Raw genomic sequence first — 22,103 nt, forward strand, 5'->3', positions numbered from 1 at the left:
CTCCTTCTAATCAGCAGCTTTTAGCTCAAGAATAGTATCTCTTAAGGTAGCAGCCGTTTCAAAATCCAATGCTTTCGCAGCATCTTTCATCTCTTTTTCTAGCTTCAACAACAAGGTTGCTTTTTCCTCACGACTCAGTTCTTCATAAGAAGTCGTGGTGTATTCACCGGTCTCTTCTGCCACTTTTGTGATCGCGATCAGATCGCGAATTTCTTTAATAATGGTTTTCGGTACGATCCCATGTTCTTCGTTGTAGGCTTCTTGGATACTTCGGCGTCGCGCCGTTTCATCGATCGCTCGCTGCATCGAATCAGTCATTTTATCAGCGTACATGATTACTTTTCCTTCAGAGTTTCGAGCTGCCCGTCCAATGGTTTGGACTAATGAGCGTTCGCTGCGCAGGAAGCCTTCCTTATCGGCATCAAGAATCGCAACCAGAGAAACTTCCGGCACGTCTAACCCTTCTCGCAGTAAGTTGATTCCGACCAGTACATCAAATTCACCGAGGCGCAGGTCTCGAATGATCTCTGTTCGTTCCAATGTTTTGATGTCACTGTGCAAGTATTTGACTTTGATCCCTAATTCTTTGAAGTAATCCGTCAAATCTTCAGACATTTTTTTCGTCAAGGTCGTCACAAAGACCCGTTCATTTCGCTCGACGCGCTCATTGATTTCTCCCACGAGGTCGTCAATTTGACCCATGATCGGTCGTACTTCGATCACCGGATCTAACAGACCAGTTGGTCGAATGATTTGTTGAACGACGGTATCGGTTTGATCGTATTCATAGGGGCCAGGTGTTGCTGACACATAGACGATTTGATTGACATGTTTCTCAAATTCTTCCAAGCGTAACGGACGGTTGTCCAGTGCAGAAGGCAAACGGAAGCCATAATCCACTAACATTTGTTTTCTAGCACGGTCACCATTATACATCCCACGAACTTGGGGCATCGTTACGTGTGATTCGTCGATTACTAATAGAAAATCATCTGGGAAGAAATCCAATAACGTATAAGGCGGTTCGCCTTCTTTTCGTCCATCCATGTGGCGAGAGTAGTTTTCGATTCCTGAGGTATACCCCATTTCTCGCATCATCTCAATATCATAGTTGGTTCGCTGCTCTAAACGCTGTGCTTCCAGCAGCTTATTTTCTGCTCGCAAAACTTTCAGTCGTTCATCGAGTTCACTTTGGATTGAAGCGATCGCATGTTCCATATGGTCTTCATTGGTCACAAAGTGGGTTGCCGGAAAGATCGACACATGTTCGGTGTCACTCATGATCTCGCCCGTCAAGGCATCAACTTCACGAATCCGATCGATTTCATCGCCAAAAAACTCAATGCGCAACGCTCGCTCATCACGAGAAGCTGGGAAAATCTCCACAACATCGCCGCGCACGCGAAAACGCCCCCGTTGAAAATCGATGTCGTTTCGTTCAAATTGGATCTCGATCAATTCTTTTAATAGTTGATCCCGAGACTTTTCCATCCCTACTCGTAAAGAAACAACTTGTCTTGCATACTCGATCGGCGAACCTAAACCGAAAATACAAGAGACAGAAGCTACAACAATCACATCGTTTCTCTCTAATAAAGAACTTGTCGCCGAGTGACGGAGCTTATCGATTTCATCGTTGACACTGGAGTCTTTTTCGATGTATGTATCACTGGAAGGAACATACGCTTCTGGTTGATAGTAATCATAGTAACTGACAAAATACTCGACTGCATTATTTGGAAAGAAATCCTTAAACTCGCCATATAATTGTCCAGCCAATGTTTTATTATGGGCAATGATCAATGTCGGTTTATTGACTTCCTTGATTAGATTAGAAATCGTATAAGTCTTACCGGTCCCAGTGGCTCCCAACAAAATCTGTGCTTTTTTTCCACCGACCACCCCGTCAACCAATTGATGGATCGCTTCTGGTTGATCCCCAGCTGGTTGATATTTTGATACTAAGTCAAATTCATGGGAAGTTGTTCTTTCGATCATCTTCATTCCCCCTCGATTATTCTAAACGACAACAAAAAAAGAAAAACTCGCTGCCGCTTTTCCATAAATAAGTATATCATAGCGAACATACTTTCGCCATCATTTGCTATGAAAGTTTCATGCGATTAAGCATAACTTAACATGTTTGATTTTCTAACATCTAATGTGAGGTTTAAACGATTTTGTCATATTTTTAAAGAGAAAGACTTGTGTGTTGAAGAAAAAATCCATATAATCTATAAATACGTTATATCTAAAGGGGGAATTTTCTTGAAAAGAAAACACATGTCCTTCGCTTTAATCGCGCTGATTATCAGCATTTTTACGCTCTCAGTAAAGTCAGCAAGTGCGGAGGAAACTACGTATAAGATAGGAACAGATTTAACATTTGCTCCTTTCGAATTCCAAAATGAAAATAATGAATACGTTGGGATCGATATAGATTTATTAAATGCGATCGCAGAAGATCAAGGTTTTGCAGTTGATTTACGTCCTTTAGGTTTTGACGCCTCCATTCAAGGCGTGCAATCAAATCAGTTAGATGGCATGATCGCTGGGATGAGTATCACAGATGAACGTAAAGAAACCTTTGATTTCTCTGATCCTTATTTCGATAGTGGGATTCAAATGGCAGTAGCTGCTGACAATGACAGTATTACTAGCTACGAGGATCTTGAAGGCGAAACGGTCGGTGCAAAGGTTGGTACCGAAAGTGCCCGCTTTCTAGAAAGCAATAAAGACCAATATGGCTACGACATCAAATTATATGATGACGCTACTGGACTATATGGCGCTGTACGCAATGGTACTGTGGCAGCCGCTTTTGATGATTATCCAGTGCTTGGCTATGCTATCAACAATGGCGAACCAATGAAGCTTGTCGGCGAACCTGAAAAAGGCGCTTCTTACGGATTTGCCGTCAGAAAAGGCCAAAATCAAGAACTCCTTGAAAAATTCAACGCTGGTTTAGCCAATATGAAAGCTTCCGGCAAATACGACGAAATCGTCAATACTTACATCACAACGTCTGATACAGATGCAGGCACTAGTGAAATGGTGAAAGTCGAACCAAAGAAAGATGTTTACCGAATTGCCAGTGACTCAGCCTTCGCTCCATTTGAATTCCAAAATGAAGACAATGAGTACGTAGGGATCGATGTTGATTTAATGAACCGGGCGGCAGAATTGCAAGGGTTCAACATCGAATTCAATTTCATCGGTTTTTCCGGAGCTTTGCAAGCGTTGGATGGTAACCAAGCAGATGGGATGATCGCTGGGATGACAATCACTGATGAGCGTCGTCAATCCTATGACTTTTCTGATTCTTACTTTGAAAGTGGTATTCAGATTGCTGTAAAAGAAGGCAATGATTCCATCAAATCCTATGAAGATTTAGATGGAAAAACCGTCGGTGCAAAAGTTGGGACAGAAAGTGCAGACTTCTTGATCGCCAACGAAGAGAAATATGGCTATTCGATCAAATATTATGATGCTGCCGATCAATTATATGCGGCTGTTAACGGCGGACAAATTGATGCCATGATGGATGATTATCCAGTGATTGGTTATGCCATCAGCCAAGGACAAAAACTAGTGACACCGATTGAAAAAGAATCTGGTGGTCAGTACGGTTTTGCGGTGAAAAAAGGCCAAAATCCTGAACTGATCCAAATGTTCAATGAAGCATTGAAAGAAATGAAACGGACTGGGGAGTACGATCAAATCATCAATAAATACATTGAAGATGGCTCTGCCACAGAAAAACGAGTGGATGAATCAACGATCACTGGTTTGATCAGCAACAACTATAACGTCTTGTTAAAAGGATTATGGAATACCCTTTTACTAGCATTGATTTCTTTTGCCTTAGCATTAGTGATCGGAATCATTTTTGGACTATTTAGTGTTGCTCCAATCAAAGCATTGCGGGTTTTTGCAGGGATCTATGTTGACATCATTCGTGGTATTCCTATGATGGTATTGGCTTTCTTCATCTTCTTCGGCCTCTCCGATGCGATTGGTATCACGATTCCGGACTTTGCTGCTGGGGTCATTACATTGACCTTAAATGCCAGTGCCTATATCGCTGAGATCGTCCGTGGTGGGATCAACGCGGTGCCAAAAGGTCAGATGGAAGCCTCTCGTAGTTTGGGGATGACCTACACTCGGACAATGCAGAAAATCATTTTACCGCAAGCGATCAAAATCATGATTCCATCTTTCGTTAACCAATTCGTTATCTCGTTGAAAGATACAACGATCATCTCGGTTATTGGAGTCGTAGAATTATTGCAAACTGGGAAAATCATCGTTGCACGAACCACACAAAGTACCTATGTCTACTTGATCATCGCGATTATTTACTTAGTCGTGATCACAGCTTTAACGAAACTTGCAAAAGTTTTAGAAAAGAAGGTGAAATAGCATGAAAGAAAAAATCTTAGTTGAAAATCTTGTAAAAAAATACGGCGACAATACCGTATTGAACAATATCAATGTTTCAATCGCTGAAGGAGAAGTCGTTTGTGTGATCGGCCCTTCAGGATCTGGGAAATCGACGTTCTTACGCTGTTTGAACCGCTTAGAAGAACCAACCAGCGGCGATATTATCGTTGACGGCGCACATCTGATGGATAAAAACACCAATATCAATGCTGTTCGTCAACATATCGGCATGGTGTTTCAGCATTTCAATCTCTTCCCTCACTTGTCGGTTTTAGAAAATATTATTTTAGCTCCAATGGATCTAAAAAATGCTTCTCGGCAAGAAGCGGAACAAAACGCGATTCGTTTATTAGAGACGGTGGGTTTGGCAGATAAAAAAGACATGTACCCGGACAATCTGTCTGGAGGACAAAAACAACGGGTGGCAATCGCTAGAGCCTTAGCAATGAATCCCGATGTGATGTTGTTCGATGAACCAACCTCCGCCCTCGATCCAGAAATGGTTGGAGATGTACTCAATGTTATGAAGGATTTGGCAAAACAAGGAATGACCATGGTAATCGTTACTCATGAGATGGGCTTTGCCAAAGAAGTAGCAAACCGTGTGATGTTTATTGATGGCGGTAATTTCTTGGAAGACGGTACACCTGAGCAAATCTTTTCCAACCCTAAGCACGATCGTACGAAAGATTTCTTAGACAAAGTATTGAATATCTAAAAAAATCCTCTGCAACAGCTCTTTTCTCGGACTGTTGCAGAGGTCTTTTTTTTTATTGATTTTTTCGTTTGGTTTCTTCTGAAATCCGCTTTTGATTTTCACCTAAAAATACTTTTGTATCGATAGGGTTGGCTTTGTTCGCCCCTCCGACGCCAGTATCAACCATCTTTCCCCAACCCTTCAATGGCTCTTTCCCTGCTGCACGAAGTTGCGCATTTTTTAAACGTAACGCTTGTTTTTTCGCTTCTTTTTTCGCTTGATGTTTTGCTTGCCACTGCTTTAAGATGCTCATCTTCATTCCCTCCTCTCCTTGTTATGAATCCTTACATAAATTCTTAGCAACCGGTATGCTGGTTCCTGTTGATCTGGTAAGAGTATACAGGGTTCACCTTTAAAATAGCAAGTTTTTATTGAGTAGTTAAATCTATTATAACATTTCCTTTTCACCATCGTAAGCTGCAGATACTAATTTTACTAAAACCATGAAAGGACATTTGAAATCAAGTAGCCAGATCAGAAGCAACATGTTACACTTATTAAACAACACTCCCTCCAAACCAAAATAGGTATACAAACATTTTTCTTTTTTATTTTATAGCAAATGACGGGGTTTTCCTAATAAAAAACCAACATTAAAATAACAAAGGAAGGCCAAGAAAATCATTTTGGAGGAACCTATCTTATGAAAACCATCATTTTATTTTTCCCACTAATGATACTCTCCCTCTTTCTCACTGGCTGTACCTTGATTGACGAAATCATGGATGACAACACCAAAAGCAGTTTTTCACCAGAAGCAACGTCGTCTTCTCAAACTTTGTCAGCTTATTCAGAAACCAGAGCTTCTTCTTCCAGAACTGAGAACCATGCATCAGAACCCGCATCAGAAACAACTCCTTCTTCTGATGACGTTGTACAAGCTCAGAGCAGTACCGAAACAGCTGCCCCTCAATTTTCGTATTGTGAACAATTGCAGATCGGGCTGCCGCGACGGTGGAATCGAACAGTCAACAAAGACTTGCTCCATCAACTGCAAATAGGAATGTCTTGCGATCAAGTTCTTGAAACCATGGGTGGCCTTCCTTCTTGGCGACTAGCAGTCGTAGGTGTGGAATCCAATGCCTGGATCAATTCCGATGGTGAAGCAATCATTGTCACTCTTATTAACCGAACCGTTTCTGATGTGGCCTGGCATGATCAGTTTTCTGAATCAGAAATTGAGTAATCCATTAAGCGATCTCACGTGACTGATATTGGTAAAACGCAGGATGAAATTCAATCACCACTTTTATCAGAAGTCATCTAAAAAACTTGGGAGTTGAAGGATCAAATGAAACTGAGTCGACTTAGAAAAAAAATCCGGGAGCATAGCAGAAGAAGCCTTTTGCTTTCTTTGGGTATCAGTTGTTTTTTGCTTGGCGCTGCCCTCTTCTACAGCGAAAACCAGCCGGCAGCTGCCTACGAGCAGTTTTTAGAGATCGATTACTTAACTGCTTTACTGGAAGAAAGACCTTCCCCTGAGTCCATCAGCGATCTTGGCCTCGATCTCATCAAACGTAGTGATCGGGTAAACCAAGAGCGCAGTGCCATCAACCGAAAGCGGCGCCGCGAAAATGTGATCGTCACAGAAGAGACTAGAAAAGTTTTTTCTCCCGATCAAGGAGCAATGGTTGATGAAGTAAGAAAAGTAACCACTCGCTTACCTGATTCAGCCATTGATTTGTTATCAATGATGGTTGATAGCAGCGCTCTCGAGACAAAAAGAGTGCCTTTAGGTTCACGGGACAAACTGTCCAAAATCAGATTTGATTTTGACTTTGATGATTCTGGTAATGAAAGATTAGCGAAAATCACATTGGTTGATGTCCCAGAATTTTTCGGTATTGATTTCTCACAATTCGAGAAAGAGGCTGATGTTGAGGAGATCAAAGAGACATTGATCGTACAGTATGGTTTAGATGCTCACATCAGGGACGTTAGCGCCATTCGGAGACTTTTCTTTGTTCATGAAGGATTTGAGTTTTACATTAGTCATACCTACAATCCGAATGGAGTCGGCATCACCGTCCAAGCGGTAGAACCATAAACGAAAAATAGTTAATCCCCCTCTCTTTGCGGGATTAACAAAAAAAGCGTCCGCGAATACAAACGCAGGCACCTTTTTTCTACTTCTATTTTGTTTAGGCAAAAACGGTCGACCAATTGTCACGTTCATCAAGAAATTCTTGCGCTAATTTTTGCGCACCTTCTAAGGTATGGTTCGCCGCCCAACCGCATTGCACTTCATTGCTGGCAGGTACTTCAGTTGCTTGCAAAACATCCTTCATGGTTTTTTCTAGGACTGTCAAAATCTCTTCATAATCGTCATGATTCAAGACAGTCAGATAGAAGCCGGTTTGGCATCCCATGGGTGACCAATCCACGATATAATCTGCATGATTACGAATCAACTCTGCCGTCAAATGTTCTAAAGAATGCAGACTTGCCATATCCATATGTGCTTGGTTCGGCTGCTTCAAACGAACATCATATTTGATGATGGTATCATTTGTTCCTTGTTTTTTATCGGCAACCCGTACATAAGGTGCTTTGACTTTCGTATGATCCAAATTAAAGCTTTCAACATTCATTTTCATTGTACTTCTCTCCTACTCTTTTTGTGCTTCCACAAGCCAAACATACTCATTGATTTGCTTAAAACGACTGGTAAACCCATGTTGGCGAAAATATCGTTCGATATCCGCAGTAACTGGATAGTACTCCCGTTGCAGATCAGCGGCTAGTCGCTGGTGTCCAGCTTGCCGCGCTTCATCGATTAGCTCCATTTTTCGGGCTAGGGAAAGAAACATCGTATCCCCAAAAAGCACTTTCCCGCCTTTTGGCAGCATCGCCGCATATTTGCCGATTGCCCGTTGTTTTTCGTCCTCCGTAAGATGATGAAAAACATAGGTAGAAACGATCGTATCGATTACATCCGTGATTTCAGGAAAAACCTCCATATCACCATCTACAAAAGTCACTTTAGAAAGACTGGGTTTTGACTTGGCGATCCGCCGCATCTCTGGCGATGGCTCGATTGCCAGCACGTTTTTTCCTTGAGTAAGTAGAGCTTGTGTTAGATTTCCAGTTCCACTACCAAATTCTACCACAGACCGCCCTGCCTTTTCAGCAATTTCAGCTAGTAACTGTTCATATTTGAAAAAAACCGCTCGATATTCTTCATCCTTACCTGCAACTGTTTCATCGTACTCAGCTGCCCAGTCAGAAAAAATTGGAATAAACTCTCTGCCCATCACTAGCTACCTGCCTTTTCAAACGCTTGTTCTAAATCCGCCAGAAGATCCTCACTGTCTTCGATGCCAACCGACAACCGAATCAGGCCATCTTTGATCCCTGATTGCTGGCGGATTTCTTTAGGGATCGAGGCATGGGTCATCACGGCTGGCACTTCTACCAAGCTTTCCACGCCACCTAAGCTTTCTGCTAAAGTAAAAATCTTTAATGATTCAACAAATTCTGCTGTTTTCGATTCATCGTTTAGTTCAAAAGATATCATACCGCTATACCCAGACATCTGTGATTTGGCGATCTCATGACCTTCATGGTCAATCAATCCTGGATAATAGACCTTTGCAACAGCTTGATGTGCTTGTAAGTAGTGGGCAATTTTCATCGCATTGTTTTGATGTGCTTTCATCCGCAAAGCAAGTGTTTTGATGCTTCGTTGGATCAACCAGCTATCATGAGGCCCCAATACACCGCCAATAGCGTTTTGTAAAAAGGCAATTCTTTCGGCGATTAGCGGCTCTTTGGCAACCGCTAATCCAGCTACTACATCACTGTGTCCACCGAGATACTTGGTAGCACTGTGAATCACAATATCTGCGCCTAATTGTAGCGGCTTTTGAAAATATGGCGTCGCAAAGGTATTATCCACGATCGTCAAGAGATCGTGCTGGGCAGCTAGTCTCGCAACCGATTTGATATCCGTGATTTTTAACAGCGGATTCGTCGGTGTTTCCAGAAAAATCGCTTTGGTCTCCGGAAGAATTGCTGTTTCAATAGCAACTAAATCATCGGTTTTGACAAGTGAATAAGTCAACCCGCTTTTTTCTAATACTTGATGAAGCAAACGAAATGTCCCACCATAAACGTCATCTCCTAAAATGACATGATCTCCTGTCTGAAAAAGCGTGAAGATCGCATGGGTGGCTGCTAATCCAGAGGCAAAAGCAAACCCTTGAGCGCCTTCTTCAAGATCTGCAATCAATTCTTCTAAGGCAAAACGAGTTGGGTTGCCTGAACGACTGTATTCATATTGCTTTGGCTGACCAAGAGCATTTTGCCGATAGGTAGATGTTTGGTAGATTGGCACACTGACTGCACCGGTGAGTTCGTCTTCGCTGATACCGCCGTGAATTACTTTTGTATTAAAATGCATTGTTTGTTCCTCCTATGAATGGTGTGATTGCTGATTGGCCAGCATAAATCTTTTTTGATAGATAGCGGTCGCCACCATCGGGAAAGACTGTGGCGATCGAGCTTCCGGTTGGTAATTCGAGGCTTTCTTTTACTGCTGCTGCCATCACGGCTCCACTTGAACTTCCAACAAGCAGACCATAGTTTCTTGCCAAGTAACGAGTAAAGGCAAAGCCTTCGGCATCACTTATCGTATAAATGTTATCAATAAGCAAATCGTCAAAAAATTGTGGAATGAACTCAACACCGATCCCTTCAATCTCGTGGCCATGGGCAGGACCGCCGTTCAAGATTGATCCTTCCGGTTCAACAACAGCAAGACGAGTGCTTGATTTTTGCTTCTTTAAGTACGTCGCGACACCCGCAAAAGTACCACCACTGCCAGCGCCTGCAACAAAGCTGTCAATTTTTCCATGTAATTCCTGATAGATCTCAGGCCCCAATGTTGCTTGATAGGCTGCAGGATTGTTCTGATTATGAAACTGCAATGGCATAAAACTATTCGGCTGTCCTTTTGCTAATTCCTTTGCTTTTTCGATTGCCCCTTGAATGCCAGCTTCCGTTGGTGTATGAACGATAGTTGCGCCTAATGCCTCAATCAATTGCTGCTTTTCAATGCTGAATTTCTCTGGAATAACAAAAATCATTTTTAGTCCATGCTCGATCCCGGCAATAGCTAAGCCAATCCCGGTATTTCCGGCTGTCGGTTCAATTACTGTTGTCTCATGATTGATTGTACGCTCACGAAATGCCTCATCGATCAAGTACTTTCCTAAGCGGTCCTTAATGCTGCCACCAGGATTTAAATATTCAAGTTTCGCATAGATTTTACTTCCCTTTTTTCCGCCTAAAGCTGCGGCATCAAATTCAAAGAGCGGGGTATGCCCTATCAATTCTTTTACATTTTTAACGATCATCGTTTGACTCCTTATTCAGATTTTTAGGCAAAACTTGTAAGCTTCATATACATATTTTGGCTTGCAATCATCAGCCGTCGCCATTGAAAGCGGTAAAAAAAAGCAAACAAAAAGGGGTACTGACTATTACATCAGTACCCCAAAAAAATGTCGTCTTATCCGGATAGAAGCGAATCACTAAAAAAATCAGCGATCTGCTGCGACAAAGGAACTAATAATAGGCATGACAAATGGGTATGCTGCTTTTTGCACCATACAACAACAACAGGTAGTTTGTGTGTTGAAGTTCGTCATGTCTTGTTCCCTCCTTTAATTTGCTTGTTATCAAAATAGCACGACTCTTTTTTTTTGTCAAATATTTTTTTAATCAACAAGTATCGATCAATGAACGTTTATAAAATAACATTAAAGAGGATAATAAGCAGTCACATAGGCATCCACGGCTTTGATCGCGGCTACAACATCTTCTGCGGATACCGTGAACGGCATATTGTGAATCGTCTCCCCTTCGATGGTTGCTTGTTTACCGACTTTCATAAGCTCTGCATCGCTAACATCAGAAAGATGCATTTCAGCTAATGTCGTTGGTAATTCCAACGCCTGATACAACTCAATATATTGGTCAATTTCATCAGGATCCGCGTTTTCCAGCATCAATTGTGTAAGTGTCCCGTAAGCAACTTTCTCCCCATGAGTCAAATCATGGACGTCTCCTTCAAGGGCTGTCAAGCCATTATGGATCGCATGAGCTGCTGCCAAACCAGCACTTTCAAAGCCTAAACCACTTAACAGAGTGTTGGCTTCAACGATTTGTTCAAAAGCTTCGGTAACGACTTGTTTTTTATTTGCTTGATAGGCTTTCAGTGCATTCTCAAAAAGAATCTCTTCGCATTTTTCAGCGATTGCCATGCCGGCAATTGGTTGAATACCACCCACCATATTCTTACTATGGCTTCGGGCAACGGCGCGTGCTTCGACATAGGTTGCTAGTGCATCCGCAATACCCGCTGCAAGTAATTTGGCAGGCGCTTTCGCAATAACGGCTGTATCCACTAAGACAAGTTCAGGGTTTTTGTTGTAAAAACGATATTTTTCAAAGCGACCTTCATCTGTATAAATAACAGAAAGTGCCGAAGTTGGTGCATCAGTAGAAGCGATCGTTGGCAAAACAGCAATCGGTATGTTTAATTCATCCGCAACAGCTTTCCCAGTATCGATGGCTTTCCCGCCACCTAATGCAGCAATTACTTCAATGGATTCGCTTTTGGCTTTAGAGACGATACGATCGATTTCATTTGCAGAAGCTTCTCCACCAAAAATTTCTTTTACCGGACCTAAATCAGCCGCTTTGAGATTTTCAAATAAATCTTCCCCGGCAATTTTCCAAACTGTTTCATCGGTCAAAAGCAGCACTTTCTTTCCTAGATCTTTAATGTGAGATAAACCATCCTTCAATACTCCTTTTCCTTGAACGTATCGTGACGGACTCGCAAATATTCTTTCCATTGTATCTCCTCCTTCAATTGGTCTACTTTTATTGTGACACACTAAGCAAGCGATTTCAAAGGAAAAGAAAAAAAGATGGCCAAGAAGATTCGATTCTCGCCCATACTGCACATTTATAGCCATACAAACACTCATGCCCTTATAAAACTGATGGTTTTATAAGGGCATGAATTGGATTATTTACTTGTTATTTCTTTTTCCCACCAAAAGCATCTTTCATTTTATCAAAAAACCCTTCTGGTTGTTGTTCGGTGGTTTCATGACCACTAGCTTTTGCATAAGCCCGCAATGCTTCTTTTTGTTCCTCATTTAAGTTCTTAGGTGTGATCAGCTTCACTTTGACTTGTTGATCGCCATTGCCGCCTCCCCGTAAGCGAGGTGCTCCTTTACCGCGTAAGCGGAAGTTCGTACCTGTTTGGGTCCCAGCTGGGATTTTTAACTTCACATTCCCGTGAACGGTTGGCACATTGACCTCATCTCCTAAAGCTGCTTGGACAAAGTTCAACGGCAACTCGTAATAAATCTCTGAACCGTCACGATCAAAAATATCACTTTCTTCCACACGGAAAACAACGTATAGGTCCCCATAAGGACCACCATTGGTTCCAGCTTCCCCTTGGCCAGATAAACGCATTTGTTGTCCATCTTCGACACCTGCAGGCACGTTGACTTTTACATTATGTTTTTTCTTTTCATGGCCAGTACCATGACAGGTTGTACATGGTTCTTTGATTTCTTTCCCAGTTCCATGACAAACATCACAGGTTTGACGGCTCATTACACGACCAAGCGGTGTTTGACGTTCAACATTGATAGTACCTGCACCATGACATTTATGACAGGTTTCTGGTGAAGTACCTGGTTTTGCCCCGTTCCCGCCGCAGGTATGACAGGTTTCTTCACGATTGTATTGAACAGTTTTTTCCACTCCGAAAATCGCTTCTTCAAAGGAAAGATCAACCGCATATTGCAAGTCTGCTCCTTGTCGAGGTGCATTAGGATTGGCTGCTCTGCCGCCTCCGCCACCAAAAAACGATTCGAAAATGTCTTCAAATCCACCAAAACCGCCACCGGAGAATCCGCCACTGTTAAAGCCGCCGAATCCACCGCCATAACCGCCTCCGTAGTTCGGATCGGTACCAGCATGACCATACTGGTCATAAGCAGCTCTTTTTTGGGAATCACTTAATATTTCATAGGCCTCAGAAATCTCTTTAAACTTTGCTTCTGCATCAGGTTCTTTATTGATGTCTGGATGATATTGTTTTGAAAGCTTACGATAAGCTTTTTTGATTTCGTCATCCGAAGCCCCTTTTTGTAGACCTAAGACCTCATAATAATCTCTTTTGTCTGCCATTGGCTTCCCTCCACTCTATTCTTGCGTCTCTCGTATTTTAGCATATAATTCGCTCTAGAAAAATACGTTTCGCAAATTCATAAGAAAAAGCCAAAGCGGTGACTTTGGCTTTTTCACAAACAGCGATTATTTATCGTCACCGTCTACTTCTTCAAAGTCGGCGTCAACCACATCGTCTGCGCCGCCTTGTGCAGCTTCTGGATTTTCTTGTGCTTGTTGTTGTGCTGCTTGTTCGTATAATTTAACGGTTAAGTTTTGTACGATTTCATTCAAAGCATCACGTTTCGTTTTCATTTCTTCTAAGTTGTTTGCTTCAACCGCAGCTTTCAACTCATCACGAGCTTCTTCCGCTTTTTTGACTTCGTCTGCATCCACTTTGCCTTCAAGCTCTTTCAATGTTTTATCAACAGTGAACAACAATGCATCGACGTCATTGCGTAGATCAACTTCTTCTTTGCGCTGTTTGTCGGCTTCAGCATTTGCTTCAGCATCTTTTACCATGCGTTCGATTTCTTCATCTGATAAACCTGAAGATGATTTGATCGTGATTTTTTGTTCTTTTTGTGTACCTAAATCTTTTGCAGAAACATTAACGATCCCATTTTTATCGATATCAAATGTTACTTCGATTTGAGGGATGCCACGAGGTGCTGGTGGAATATCCGTCAATTGGAATCTTCCTAATGTTTTGTTATCAGCAGCCATTGGACGTTCCCCTTGCAAGACATGAATATCAACGGCTGGTTGATTGTCTGCTGCAGTTGAGAAGACTTGTGATTTACTTGTAGGGATCGTTGTGTTACGATCGATCAGTTTTGTGAAGACAGCACCCATCGTTTCGATACCTAATGATAATGGTGTAACGTCTAGTAAGACAACATCTTTCACATCCCCAGTGATCACGCCACCTTGGATCGCAGCCCCCATCGCTACCACTTCATCTGGGTTTACTGATTTGTTTGGTTCTTTATTGGTTTCTTTACGTACAGCATCAACTACTGCCGGAATACGAGTTGAACCACCAACTAAGATCACTTCGTCGATTTCTGATTGTGATAGACCAGCATCTTTCAAAGCTTGACGTACTGGAATTTTTGTACGTTCTACTAAGTCTGCTGTTAATTCATCAAATTTCGCACGAGTCAAGGTCATTTCCAAGTGCAATGGACCAGCATCGCCAGCTGTGATAAACGGTAAGCTGATTTGTGTACTTGTTACACCTGACAAGTCTTTTTTCGCTTTTTCAGCAGCATCTTTCAAACGTTGCAAAGCCATTTTGTCTTTTCCAAGATCAATGCCGTTTTCTTTTTTGAATTCTGCTACCATGTGATCGATGATTTTGTTATCAAAGTCATCCCCACCTAGGTTGTTGTCCCCAGCAGTTGATAATACGTCAAAGACGCCATCACCTAATTCAAGGATCGATACGTCGAAAGTACCGCCACCTAAGTCAAAGACCAAGATTTTTTCATCTTTATCTGTTTTATCTAACCCATAAGCTAAAGCTGCGGCAGTTGGTTCATTGACGATCCGTTCTACTTCAAGACCGGCAATTTTACCAGCATCTTTGGTTGCTTGACGTTGTGCATCGTTGAAGTATGCAGGAACAGTGATGACTGCTTTTTCAACTTTTTCCCCTAAATAGTCTTCAGCAAATCCTTTGATGTATTGAAGAACCATTGCGGAAACTTCTTGTGGTGTATACGATTTGCCTTCAACTTCTACTTTGTATCCAGCTTCACCCATATGGCGTTTAATAGAAGAAATCGTATTAGGATTTGTCACTGCTTGGCGTTTTGCAACTTCCCCTACTTGGATCTCACCATTTTTGAATGAGACAACAGAAGGTGTGGTACGGTTTCCTTCTGGATTCGTAATGATTTTTGCTTCGCCGCCTTCAAGGACAGCAACAGCTGAGTTTGTTGTTCCTAAGTCGATACCGATAATTTTACTCATAAGTAATACACTCCCTTTTTTAATTTAAACATCTACTTATAGATAGAAAGAACTATTGTGCAACGATGACCATGCTTGCACGCAAGACACGATCATGCAATTTATACCCTTTTTGCAGGACAGTAACGATTGTGTCTGCCGGTGTTTCATCAGAGGCAGGTACAGTCTGCACCGCTTGATGCAAGTTCGGATCGAACATTGCACCTTCAGCAGGAATCTCTTCGATTCCCTCTTCTTTTAAGGCTTGACGCAGACTTTCAAGAACCATTTCAACGCCTTTTTTCAAATTCGCCGCTTGGTCTTGATCGACATCTGCTGCCATCGCTCGTTCCAAATTGTCGATTGCTGGCAACAGTTTTTTGCCAAGATCTTGCGAGCGGTATTTTTGTAAAAGTTCCCGCTCGTTGCGGTTACGTGAAGTGATATTTGCGATCTCTGCACGAGCACGCAGGAATTGATCTTCCAATTCATTATTCTTTTCTTGCAAAAGTTCCAATTCGCTTTTTTCCACTGTTTCTTCCTCTGGTTGAGGAGTCTGTGCTTCAGTTTCAGTTGATTCATTTGAAGATTCAGTTGTTTCTGCGGTTTCTTCAGCAGTTTTATCTAATTCTTCATCTAAACGCTCTTCTTTTTCCGTCACGTTTCAACCATCCCTTCTACGATTTGTTTCATTGCCGCTTATTCATTGGCAGCGTCTAATGCGCGATAATAATCGGCCAATTTTTTTGCTAACTCGCCTCGAAAAACTTCCATCAAACCAAACATCCGTGAATACGGCATACTTGATGGACCTAATAAAGCGATCGTTCCTTGTCCATGACCTTCGATTTCATAGCTAGCTTGGATCAGACTCATATTTTGTAACAAGTCATTGCCAAGCTCAGAGCCGATTCTGATTTGAATCGCAGAATCTCTTGGCGCCAGCAGCTGTGTCAGCTGATCTGCATTTTTCATAAATGAATACATCGATTTGAACTGACTAACATCTTGCGTCGGTTCAAAATCCAGAAGATTCATTCGCCCGCCGACGAAGATTTTTTCTTCAAAAATGTGGCTCAGCATTGTATCAAAGAGATCAACGATTCCGTCAGTCGTTTGAAAATACTTATGCAGAATCATAGGAATCTCTGTTCTTAAACGATGGTAGACCGTCATTAGAGGCTCACCGATCAATTTGTCGTTGATGATCCTTACCATTTTTTCCAAATCTTCGCTGCTCATCGATTCAGGAAGAGTAAAGACTTGATTTTCGACATTCCCTTTATCCGTCACGATGATCGCGATGATCTGTCGTGCATTCAATGGGACGATTCGAAAACCGGTCAATTTCCTTTCCTTCATATCTGGCCCGAGAGACAACGCTGTATAGCTAGTCAAGTTGGACAAGATCGTGGCAGACTGCTGGATGATTTCATTGATTTCATGAAAATCTTTTCCAAAAGAATGACGAATGGTTTGAATTTCGTTTTGGTCAACTTCCGATGGCTTCAATAAGTGATCAACGTAATAGCGATACCCTTTTATTGACGGCACACGCCCTGAAGATGAATGTGTCTTTAACAGAAGTCCAGCTTCTTCCAGCGCCTTCATCTCATTACGAATGGTGGCAGAGCTAGCTTCAACCCCATCTTCCATCAATCGCTTCGAGCCCGTGGGCTGACCAGTATTCGTATAATTTTGGATGATGAGGTGTAAAATCATTTGTTGTCTAGGTGTCAACATTTTATCCACTCCTCCGTTAGCACTCATTCCTATTAAGTGCTAACACGATTATAAATATACCATATTTGCTAGGAATGTCAAGTATTTGCATCACTTTTTTAGCACTCTTTCTAAGAGAGTGCTAAAAAAGAAATCAAAAAAAGAAGCAGCACGAAATGGCTACTTCTCTTACTCGTTCTTTCTTATTTTTCTCCATCCAAGAGAAATGCTTCAAACACTTCGTTGCCAATAAACATCCCAGCTTTCGTTAAAAAGACACGGTCACCTTGACTAGCCAACCAGCCTTTTTGAATCAACTGTTCGCTCGTTGAACCATAGATTTCCTGAAAAGACTTCCCGAATTTTTCTGCAAACTGTATTTTTGAAATGCCGACCTTTTTACGAAGGCCTAAAAACAGTTCCTCTTCCATTTGATTGCTGGTTGTCAATTCTTCGATTTCGTGGATTGGCAACTGATTTTCCTGTAATGGTTTCAAATAATGCTGGATTGGACCTTTGTTCTTGTAGCGAGTCTGTCCAAGATACCCGCTGGCGCCTGCCCCAAAGCCAAAATAATGTTCATTGTTCCAATACACTAGATTATGCAAGGACTCATACCCTGGTCGTGCAAAATTACTGATTTCATATTGGTTCAATCCAGCTTTTGTCATCGCGGCGATCGCCTCATCAAACATCTGCGTTTCAGCTTCTTGAGAAGGCAGCGCCATTCTTCCTTGGCGAACCCAGTTCATAAACATGGTTTTGTTTTCTAAAATCAAAGAATACATCGCATAGTGAGGCAACCCGAGATCAATCGCTCGCGTCAGTGTATCACGAAAGCTTTCTATGCTTTGTCCCGGAAGTGCATAAATCAAATCGATCGTCACATTCTGAAAATCATGTTTGTCCAGCAGCTGAATGGTTGAATAAACATCTTCAGCGGTATGCTTGCGGCCAATTTTTTTAAGCAAGCGATTATCAAAGGTTTGGACCCCCATCGACAGGCGATTGACTTGATGATTTTTCAAAACCAGCATTTTTTCTTCACTCAAATCACCAGGATTTGCTTCCACGGTAAACTCTTTGGTTGTGTGGGTCGGCAGCAATTCATGCACACCTGAAAGCAATCGATCCAGCTGGTTCGCCGAAAGCGACGTTGGCGTCCCGCCGCCGATATAAATCGTTTCCGCCTCATTGATAGGCTGACGCAAGAGGGTCAGCTCAATTTCTTTTAGTAACGCTTCGATGTACTCATCCACTGGCTGCCCTTCTAAAAACACTTTGTTGAAGTCACAGTAATAGCAGATATGTTCACAGAAAGGAATGTGAATGTAAGCTGAGACCTTGCTATTACTGAGTTTATCTATTTCTCTCACATTTCATTATCCTTTCAAATCATAGAATCCGTGCCAAATCCGTGCCACTTTTTCAGATAACCATGGATTAGTTTAGACAATTATTTTTCTGTCTTACCCGAAAAGTCCCATGATGTAATTGTGTTTAATACTTTCTCTTGTGCTGCTTTTGTGACTTGATTATAAATTTGCAAAGTTGTTTTCGCTTCTGAATGACCGACTCGTTCCATGACCGCTTTAATCGGTAATCCTGATTCTGCTAAAAGAGAAATATGCGCATAACGATAGGTATGGGTCGTCACGTGCTTGTCAAAATCTGGATATCTCTGCTCTAAAATGTCCCGAACGGAAGTAATTGGTTTTGAATTGTTGCCATGACCATTCATAAACTCATTGAATGAATGGTACACAACAGGTGTGCCATTTTGTGTTTGAAAGAGATAATCCGTTTCTTGAAATTTCTTAGATATAGGAATCTTTTGTTTATAAGGTTTGCCATTATCACTTCTAATATAGTTCCGAACAGCTTCTCCTTCTTTTCGATTCGCCATTTCTTCTTTCCGTCTTTGATTCATTCTCACTCGGTTTTGGATAATTTCAATTGAACGTTCATCTAAATCAATTTTTCTCGTTGAAGCAGCGATCTTGGTACCATTCAGTTTATAGTTCTCAACCGAATAGCCACCAGTTATTAGCCCTTCTGTAATCGCTAATTTTTTCTTTGAAAGATTCACCTTTTTGATTGTTAAAGCACTGACTTCACTAATTCTCAACCCAGAATTTTCATTTCAGCTTTTTGTGGATCAAAATTAAGAAGATCATTCCGATAACCATAGTAAGTAATTTGTTTAAAAAGAGAACGAACTTTTTCCAGTGTCGCTTTTTCTAAGTAACGTTTACTTCGTTTCCCCTTATAACTTAGAATATCTGCCTAAATCTCTTCAACCAACATTGGCTTTAGTACTTTCAATGACAAATCTCTAGGAAAAAAAGGATAAATATATTTTTCCAGCAAATTACTTTGACTATTGACCGTTGTTTCTCTTACTGTAGGTGCCCAAATTTTTATCCAGACATCCACTAAATCTTTAAAGGTTTCAACCACCTTCATAATTACTAATGGTTTTTCAAACAATTCTTTCTCAATTTCATCTCTCAGATAACGTAAGGCTTGACGTTCGCTTTTAAGTCCTTTCTTTTTCCATCCAACCGTTTTCCGTTTAAATTTCTCTGTTACAGGATCCTTATAGCGTTGACACGTCCGTTTGTACCCATCACTATCAACTGTTGTGAAATAACCCTTAAGATACTCTTTTTGCTTTTCCATCAACTTGTTTCATCTCCCTTATTCTAAAGTACATAGAACAATCGGGCAAATAGTTAAGGAAACCGTGGACAACATTTCATAGATAGTATTGAAAATAAATGAAAGAGCTACATTTATCTCTAACTTTATTCACATTCGATTGTACCACATTAATAACCTTTTTCATGCGCTTTCCACTTCAAAAATAGTAAAAAACCTTCTATATTAACCCAAACCAATTTGTGAGTAGTATTGGTCACATACTGTTGAAAATCAGAATGTTTTCTCATTTCAACTAACCATTTATTTAACGTATTGCGATTTAAAACCCTCAAACCTTTTCATCAACCCATCTTTATTTACCCATATTACTTCGTCATCCAAATAAGACCCTTTTATTTTAGGTAGTTTTTCTTCCATTTATATATCTCCCAATCTGACTTTTTATTAACCAACACTGAACGCCTCCGTCTACTAACAGTAGATGAAGAATCTGACTAATTACGTCAGATTCTTCACTATCCTATCTATTCTCAAAATCTTTTAGCAATTTCATAAATCACTTGAATTATCAAACTATTTCCAACTTGCTTATAGAGTTGTAATTGGATGTCTTTTGCTTAAATTTGCAATCATAATGACTTAAACCTTCGGAAATAATCTCTTTTGCTATATCTAAGCTAAGATATTTAGCTGCTAAAAATGCCCAGTCTGGAAAAGTCTGTAATCGCCAACATTCGAGTGGAGTCAAATTTCTAATATTTGAATTTGACTGTAAACTATTATTTAATAAGATTTTTGGATCTTTCTTAAGTAAGATTTTAGGTCCTTGTCCACCACCTTGTTTTGTTAGTAAAGTAGGTGAGATTCCGTCTGGATTATATATTCTACCAGATTGTTGGTGTTTACTAGGAAAATGTCCAGCCACTAAAATTCCATATCTATTTTTCCCTGATCTCATATGGAACTCATTAACATATTGAACTTCATCCTCTACAAAAATCATCCCTGTTTTATTTTCTTTTTGCTTATAACCAAATTGTTCATCTTCTCGTCTGAAATGAAAAATTGACTTGGTACTTGCTCCTCTAAGATGCCGCACAATGTAAATCCGCTCTCTGTCTTGGGCAATATAATCTTTGCTGTTATGCAACTGCCATTCCACATCATCCCCCAAGTCATCCATTGTTTGTAGCATGATTTCAAAGGTGTTCCCTTCATCATGACTAAGCAATCCTCTGACGTTTTCAAGAAAAAGATATTTAAGTCGGAGAATGGTTGCACATCGTATGATTTCAAAAAAGAGTATACCTCTTGTATCTTCAAACCCCCTTCGTTTTCCAGCAACAGAGAAAGCTTGGCATGGAAAACCTCCAGTAATAACATCGACTTCTCCGATTTTTTGAATTTCTTCATTTGAGACTTTTGTAACATCATGATATTCTATCTCCCCATTCGTCTGATAAATCGCTTTATAGCTCGCTCTGGCAAATTTATCTAGCTCACAAAAACCAGCACAGGGATGACCTGCCATCTCCATTCCAAAGCGAAAGCCACCAATTCCAGAAAATAAATCTAAAAACGTTAAACTTTGACTTCCTATATCGCTCACCTTCTTTCTATATTTAATCATTGTTAATAACAAGAACAGTTCATTAAAAGACACAAAAAAGAGAAATTATTCGGTTGAATTAATTTCTCTTTTTTGGTTTTACCTTATTTCAAATCTAATAATTGCCTTATACAAAGAAATCAGACATTCTTGATAGCAATCTTCATCGAAAGAACCTGATCTAAATGATGCATTAATTAGTAATGGCTGAAACTTTTTTACGATTTCTTCAAAAGCTTTGTCATCACCAGCTTTAGCTGACAGTAGTAACTTTTTGAGAGATACCATAAAGTCTCCTTTCATTATGATTTTTAAATATCTATCACTTCTTTCGATCGTACTCACATCTAATTTTTTTATAAGCTCGATGCTTCAAATTAGTCACACCTTGTCGAGTAATACCCCAGGGTTTCCTTATCTCTTTATCTGTTTTACCCATTAAAAATTTTTCCAAAAGAAAAACTTGCTCTCTTTCTTTTAACTTGGTAATGGCAATAATGAACTTTTCATCATCTAAAACAATCGGATGTCCAAAGATTAGGGCAGTTGAAAAAATTACTTCCTTTGACTCTATACCTAATGAATATTCTTGAAAATTATCAAGAAGAAGTTCATATTCTCGATGATGATACTTCTTCTTATAATAATTGGTTGCAGTATCATGAATAACTTTTTTTATATACTTCGCAAATTGAGCTTCAATCTTTTCATGTTCAAAATTCATTGTATGCTTCCTCCTAATGAAATCATTCA

The 22,103-nt window shown here is 40.7% G+C and carries 21 protein-coding genes and 1 pseudogene; 4 read left to right on the forward strand and 18 right to left on the reverse strand.

Translation table 11 applies throughout. The annotated features are described in order from the left end of the window. Nucleotides 1-6 precede the first annotated feature (6 nt). Entirely contained in the window at nucleotides 7-1,998 is a 1,992-nt protein-coding gene (uvrB, locus tag A5882_RS14370; RefSeq protein WP_008382187.1) for an excinuclease ABC subunit UvrB, read from the reverse strand. A gap of 270 nt (nucleotides 1,999-2,268) precedes the next feature. Between uvrB and A5882_RS14375 the strand changes: the two genes are divergently transcribed. Both A5882_RS14375 and A5882_RS14380 read left to right on the forward strand, forming a co-directional pair. Then, nucleotides 2,269-4,422, forward strand: coding sequence for an amino acid ABC transporter substrate-binding protein/permease (locus A5882_RS14375; RefSeq protein WP_008382186.1), 2,154 nt, complete (start codon nucleotides 2,269-2,271; stop codon nucleotides 4,420-4,422). A gap of 1 nt (nucleotide 4,423) precedes the next feature. Beyond that, a complete protein-coding gene (locus tag A5882_RS14380; RefSeq protein ID WP_005235668.1) occupies nucleotides 4,424-5,161 on the forward strand; it encodes an amino acid ABC transporter ATP-binding protein in 738 nt (245 codons plus the stop codon). A 52-nt stretch (nucleotides 5,162-5,213) separates the two neighbouring features. On the opposite strand, the gene A5882_RS14385 is transcribed toward A5882_RS14380, so the two are convergent. Beyond that, nucleotides 5,214-5,453: a hypothetical protein gene (locus tag A5882_RS14385; RefSeq protein ID WP_008382185.1), complete on the reverse strand. Its 240-nt coding sequence runs from the start codon at nucleotides 5,451-5,453 to the stop codon at nucleotides 5,214-5,216. Between the two features lie 390 nt (nucleotides 5,454-5,843). On the opposite strand from A5882_RS14385, the gene A5882_RS14390 reads away from it, so the two are divergent. Then, nucleotides 5,844-6,386 (forward strand): hypothetical protein, encoded by a 543-nt coding sequence (locus tag A5882_RS14390; protein ID WP_086299387.1) that lies wholly within the window; start codon nucleotides 5,844-5,846, stop codon nucleotides 6,384-6,386. A 105-nt stretch (nucleotides 6,387-6,491) separates the two neighbouring features. Then, on the forward strand, nucleotides 6,492-7,247 hold the full coding sequence (locus A5882_RS14395) for a Tat pathway signal sequence domain protein (RefSeq protein WP_086299386.1): 756 nt from the start codon (nucleotides 6,492-6,494) through the stop codon (nucleotides 7,245-7,247). Between the two features lie 94 nt (nucleotides 7,248-7,341). Here the strand turns inward: A5882_RS14395 and A5882_RS14400 are convergent, their stop codons facing one another. From A5882_RS14400 to A5882_RS14470, 16 genes and pseudogenes are all read right to left on the reverse strand, one after another. Continuing rightward, on the reverse strand, nucleotides 7,342-7,797 hold the full coding sequence (locus tag A5882_RS14400) for an S-ribosylhomocysteine lyase (protein ID WP_008382180.1): 456 nt from the start codon (nucleotides 7,795-7,797) through the stop codon (nucleotides 7,342-7,344). 12 nt (nucleotides 7,798-7,809) lie between these two features. Further along, nucleotides 7,810-8,454 (reverse strand): class I SAM-dependent methyltransferase, encoded by a 645-nt coding sequence (locus A5882_RS14405; protein WP_005235661.1) that lies wholly within the window; start codon nucleotides 8,452-8,454, stop codon nucleotides 7,810-7,812. A gap of 2 nt (nucleotides 8,455-8,456) precedes the next feature. Further along, the gene (locus A5882_RS14410) at nucleotides 8,457-9,602 is read right to left on the reverse strand and encodes a cystathionine gamma-synthase (protein WP_086299385.1); all 1,146 of its coding nucleotides are present in this window, start codon (nucleotides 9,600-9,602) and stop codon (nucleotides 8,457-8,459) included. Beyond that, the gene (locus A5882_RS14415; protein ID WP_005235659.1) at nucleotides 9,592-10,557 is read right to left on the reverse strand and encodes a PLP-dependent cysteine synthase family protein; all 966 of its coding nucleotides are present in this window, start codon (nucleotides 10,555-10,557) and stop codon (nucleotides 9,592-9,594) included. The genes A5882_RS14410 and A5882_RS14415 overlap by 11 nt, the downstream gene beginning before the upstream one ends. Nucleotides 10,558-10,962: 405 nt before the next feature. After that, a complete protein-coding gene (locus tag A5882_RS14420) occupies nucleotides 10,963-12,063 on the reverse strand; it encodes a glycerol dehydrogenase (protein ID WP_008382170.1) in 1,101 nt (366 codons plus the stop codon). 187 nt (nucleotides 12,064-12,250) lie between these two features. After that, nucleotides 12,251-13,420 (reverse strand): molecular chaperone DnaJ, encoded by a 1,170-nt coding sequence (gene dnaJ, locus A5882_RS14425; protein WP_005235650.1) that lies wholly within the window; start codon nucleotides 13,418-13,420, stop codon nucleotides 12,251-12,253. Between the two features lie 126 nt (nucleotides 13,421-13,546). Further along, on the reverse strand, nucleotides 13,547-15,376 hold the full coding sequence (gene dnaK, locus A5882_RS14430) for a molecular chaperone DnaK (RefSeq protein WP_005235649.1): 1,830 nt from the start codon (nucleotides 15,374-15,376) through the stop codon (nucleotides 13,547-13,549). Nucleotides 15,377-15,428: 52 nt separating this feature from the next. Beyond that, nucleotides 15,429-16,016, reverse strand: coding sequence for a nucleotide exchange factor GrpE (gene grpE / locus A5882_RS14435; RefSeq protein WP_005235647.1), 588 nt, complete (start codon nucleotides 16,014-16,016; stop codon nucleotides 15,429-15,431). Nucleotides 16,017-16,054: 38 nt separating this feature from the next. Then, on the reverse strand, nucleotides 16,055-17,098 hold the full coding sequence (gene hrcA, locus A5882_RS14440; RefSeq protein ID WP_005225934.1) for a heat-inducible transcriptional repressor HrcA: 1,044 nt from the start codon (nucleotides 17,096-17,098) through the stop codon (nucleotides 16,055-16,057). Between the two features lie 182 nt (nucleotides 17,099-17,280). After that, the gene (hemW, locus tag A5882_RS14445) at nucleotides 17,281-18,453 is read right to left on the reverse strand and encodes a radical SAM family heme chaperone HemW (RefSeq protein ID WP_086373010.1); all 1,173 of its coding nucleotides are present in this window, start codon (nucleotides 18,451-18,453) and stop codon (nucleotides 17,281-17,283) included. Nucleotides 18,454-18,533: 80 nt separating this feature from the next. Continuing rightward, on the reverse strand, nucleotides 18,534-19,205 hold the full coding sequence (locus tag A5882_RS20130; protein ID WP_254908510.1) for a tyrosine-type recombinase/integrase: 672 nt from the start codon (nucleotides 19,203-19,205) through the stop codon (nucleotides 18,534-18,536). Nucleotides 19,206-19,363: 158 nt separating this feature from the next. Then, nucleotides 19,364-19,759: a hypothetical protein gene (locus A5882_RS20135; protein ID WP_254908511.1), complete on the reverse strand. Its 396-nt coding sequence runs from the start codon at nucleotides 19,757-19,759 to the stop codon at nucleotides 19,364-19,366. 149 nt (nucleotides 19,760-19,908) lie between these two features. Next, nucleotides 19,909-20,158: pseudogene (locus tag A5882_RS20235) on the reverse strand (hypothetical protein). A 151-nt stretch (nucleotides 20,159-20,309) separates the two neighbouring features. Further along, a complete protein-coding gene (locus A5882_RS14460) occupies nucleotides 20,310-21,383 on the reverse strand; it encodes a DNA cytosine methyltransferase (protein WP_369596972.1) in 1,074 nt (357 codons plus the stop codon). Nucleotides 21,384-21,449: 66 nt separating this feature from the next. Further along, nucleotides 21,450-21,653 carry a helix-turn-helix domain-containing protein gene (locus A5882_RS14465; protein ID WP_086373011.1) on the reverse strand — a complete coding sequence of 68 codons (204 nt, stop codon included), beginning with the start codon at nucleotides 21,651-21,653 and terminating at the stop codon, nucleotides 21,450-21,452. A gap of 19 nt (nucleotides 21,654-21,672) precedes the next feature. Further along, the gene (locus A5882_RS14470; protein WP_086373012.1) at nucleotides 21,673-22,074 is read right to left on the reverse strand and encodes a sigma-70 family RNA polymerase sigma factor; all 402 of its coding nucleotides are present in this window, start codon (nucleotides 22,072-22,074) and stop codon (nucleotides 21,673-21,675) included. Nucleotides 22,075-22,103 lie beyond the last annotated feature (29 nt).

It is taken from the genome of Enterococcus sp. 4E1_DIV0656, from assembly GCF_002140695.1.
GTDB classification, from domain to species: Bacteria; Bacillota; Bacilli; order Lactobacillales; family Enterococcaceae; genus Enterococcus_D; species Enterococcus_D entomosocium.

Excerpts from the sequence above, each read along its gene's own strand:
- uvrB (WP_008382187.1), bottom strand. The coding sequence starts at position 1,998 with ATGATCGAAAGAACAACTTCCCATGAATTTGACTTAGTATCAAAATAT.
- A5882_RS14380 (WP_005235668.1), top strand. The coding sequence starts at position 4,424 with ATGAAAGAAAAAATCTTAGTTGAAAATCTTGTAAAAAAATACGGCGAC.
- A5882_RS14385 (WP_008382185.1), bottom strand. The coding sequence starts at position 5,453 with ATGAGCATCTTAAAGCAGTGGCAAGCAAAACATCAAGCGAAAAAAGAA.
- A5882_RS14390 (WP_086299387.1), top strand. The coding sequence starts at position 5,844 with ATGAAAACCATCATTTTATTTTTCCCACTAATGATACTCTCCCTCTTT.
- A5882_RS14395 (WP_086299386.1), top strand. The coding sequence starts at position 6,492 with ATGAAACTGAGTCGACTTAGAAAAAAAATCCGGGAGCATAGCAGAAGA.
- A5882_RS14400 (WP_008382180.1), bottom strand. The coding sequence starts at position 7,797 with ATGAAAATGAATGTTGAAAGCTTTAATTTGGATCATACGAAAGTCAAA.
- A5882_RS14405 (WP_005235661.1), bottom strand. The coding sequence starts at position 8,454 with ATGGGCAGAGAGTTTATTCCAATTTTTTCTGACTGGGCAGCTGAGTAC.
- A5882_RS14410 (WP_086299385.1), bottom strand. The coding sequence starts at position 9,602 with ATGCATTTTAATACAAAAGTAATTCACGGCGGTATCAGCGAAGACGAA.
- A5882_RS14415 (WP_005235659.1), bottom strand. The coding sequence starts at position 10,557 with ATGATCGTTAAAAATGTAAAAGAATTGATAGGGCATACCCCGCTCTTT.
- A5882_RS14420 (WP_008382170.1), bottom strand. The coding sequence starts at position 12,063 with ATGGAAAGAATATTTGCGAGTCCGTCACGATACGTTCAAGGAAAAGGA.
- dnaJ (WP_005235650.1), bottom strand. The coding sequence starts at position 13,420 with ATGGCAGACAAAAGAGATTATTATGAGGTCTTAGGTCTACAAAAAGGG.
- dnaK (WP_005235649.1), bottom strand. The coding sequence starts at position 15,376 with ATGAGTAAAATTATCGGTATCGACTTAGGAACAACAAACTCAGCTGTT.
- hrcA (WP_005225934.1), bottom strand. The coding sequence starts at position 17,098 with ATGTTGACACCTAGACAACAAATGATTTTACACCTCATCATCCAAAAT.
- A5882_RS20135 (WP_254908511.1), bottom strand. The coding sequence starts at position 19,759 with ATGGAAAAGCAAAAAGAGTATCTTAAGGGTTATTTCACAACAGTTGAT.
- A5882_RS14465 (WP_086373011.1), bottom strand. The coding sequence starts at position 21,653 with ATGAAAGGAGACTTTATGGTATCTCTCAAAAAGTTACTACTGTCAGCT.
- A5882_RS14470 (WP_086373012.1), bottom strand. The coding sequence starts at position 22,074 with ATGAATTTTGAACATGAAAAGATTGAAGCTCAATTTGCGAAGTATATA.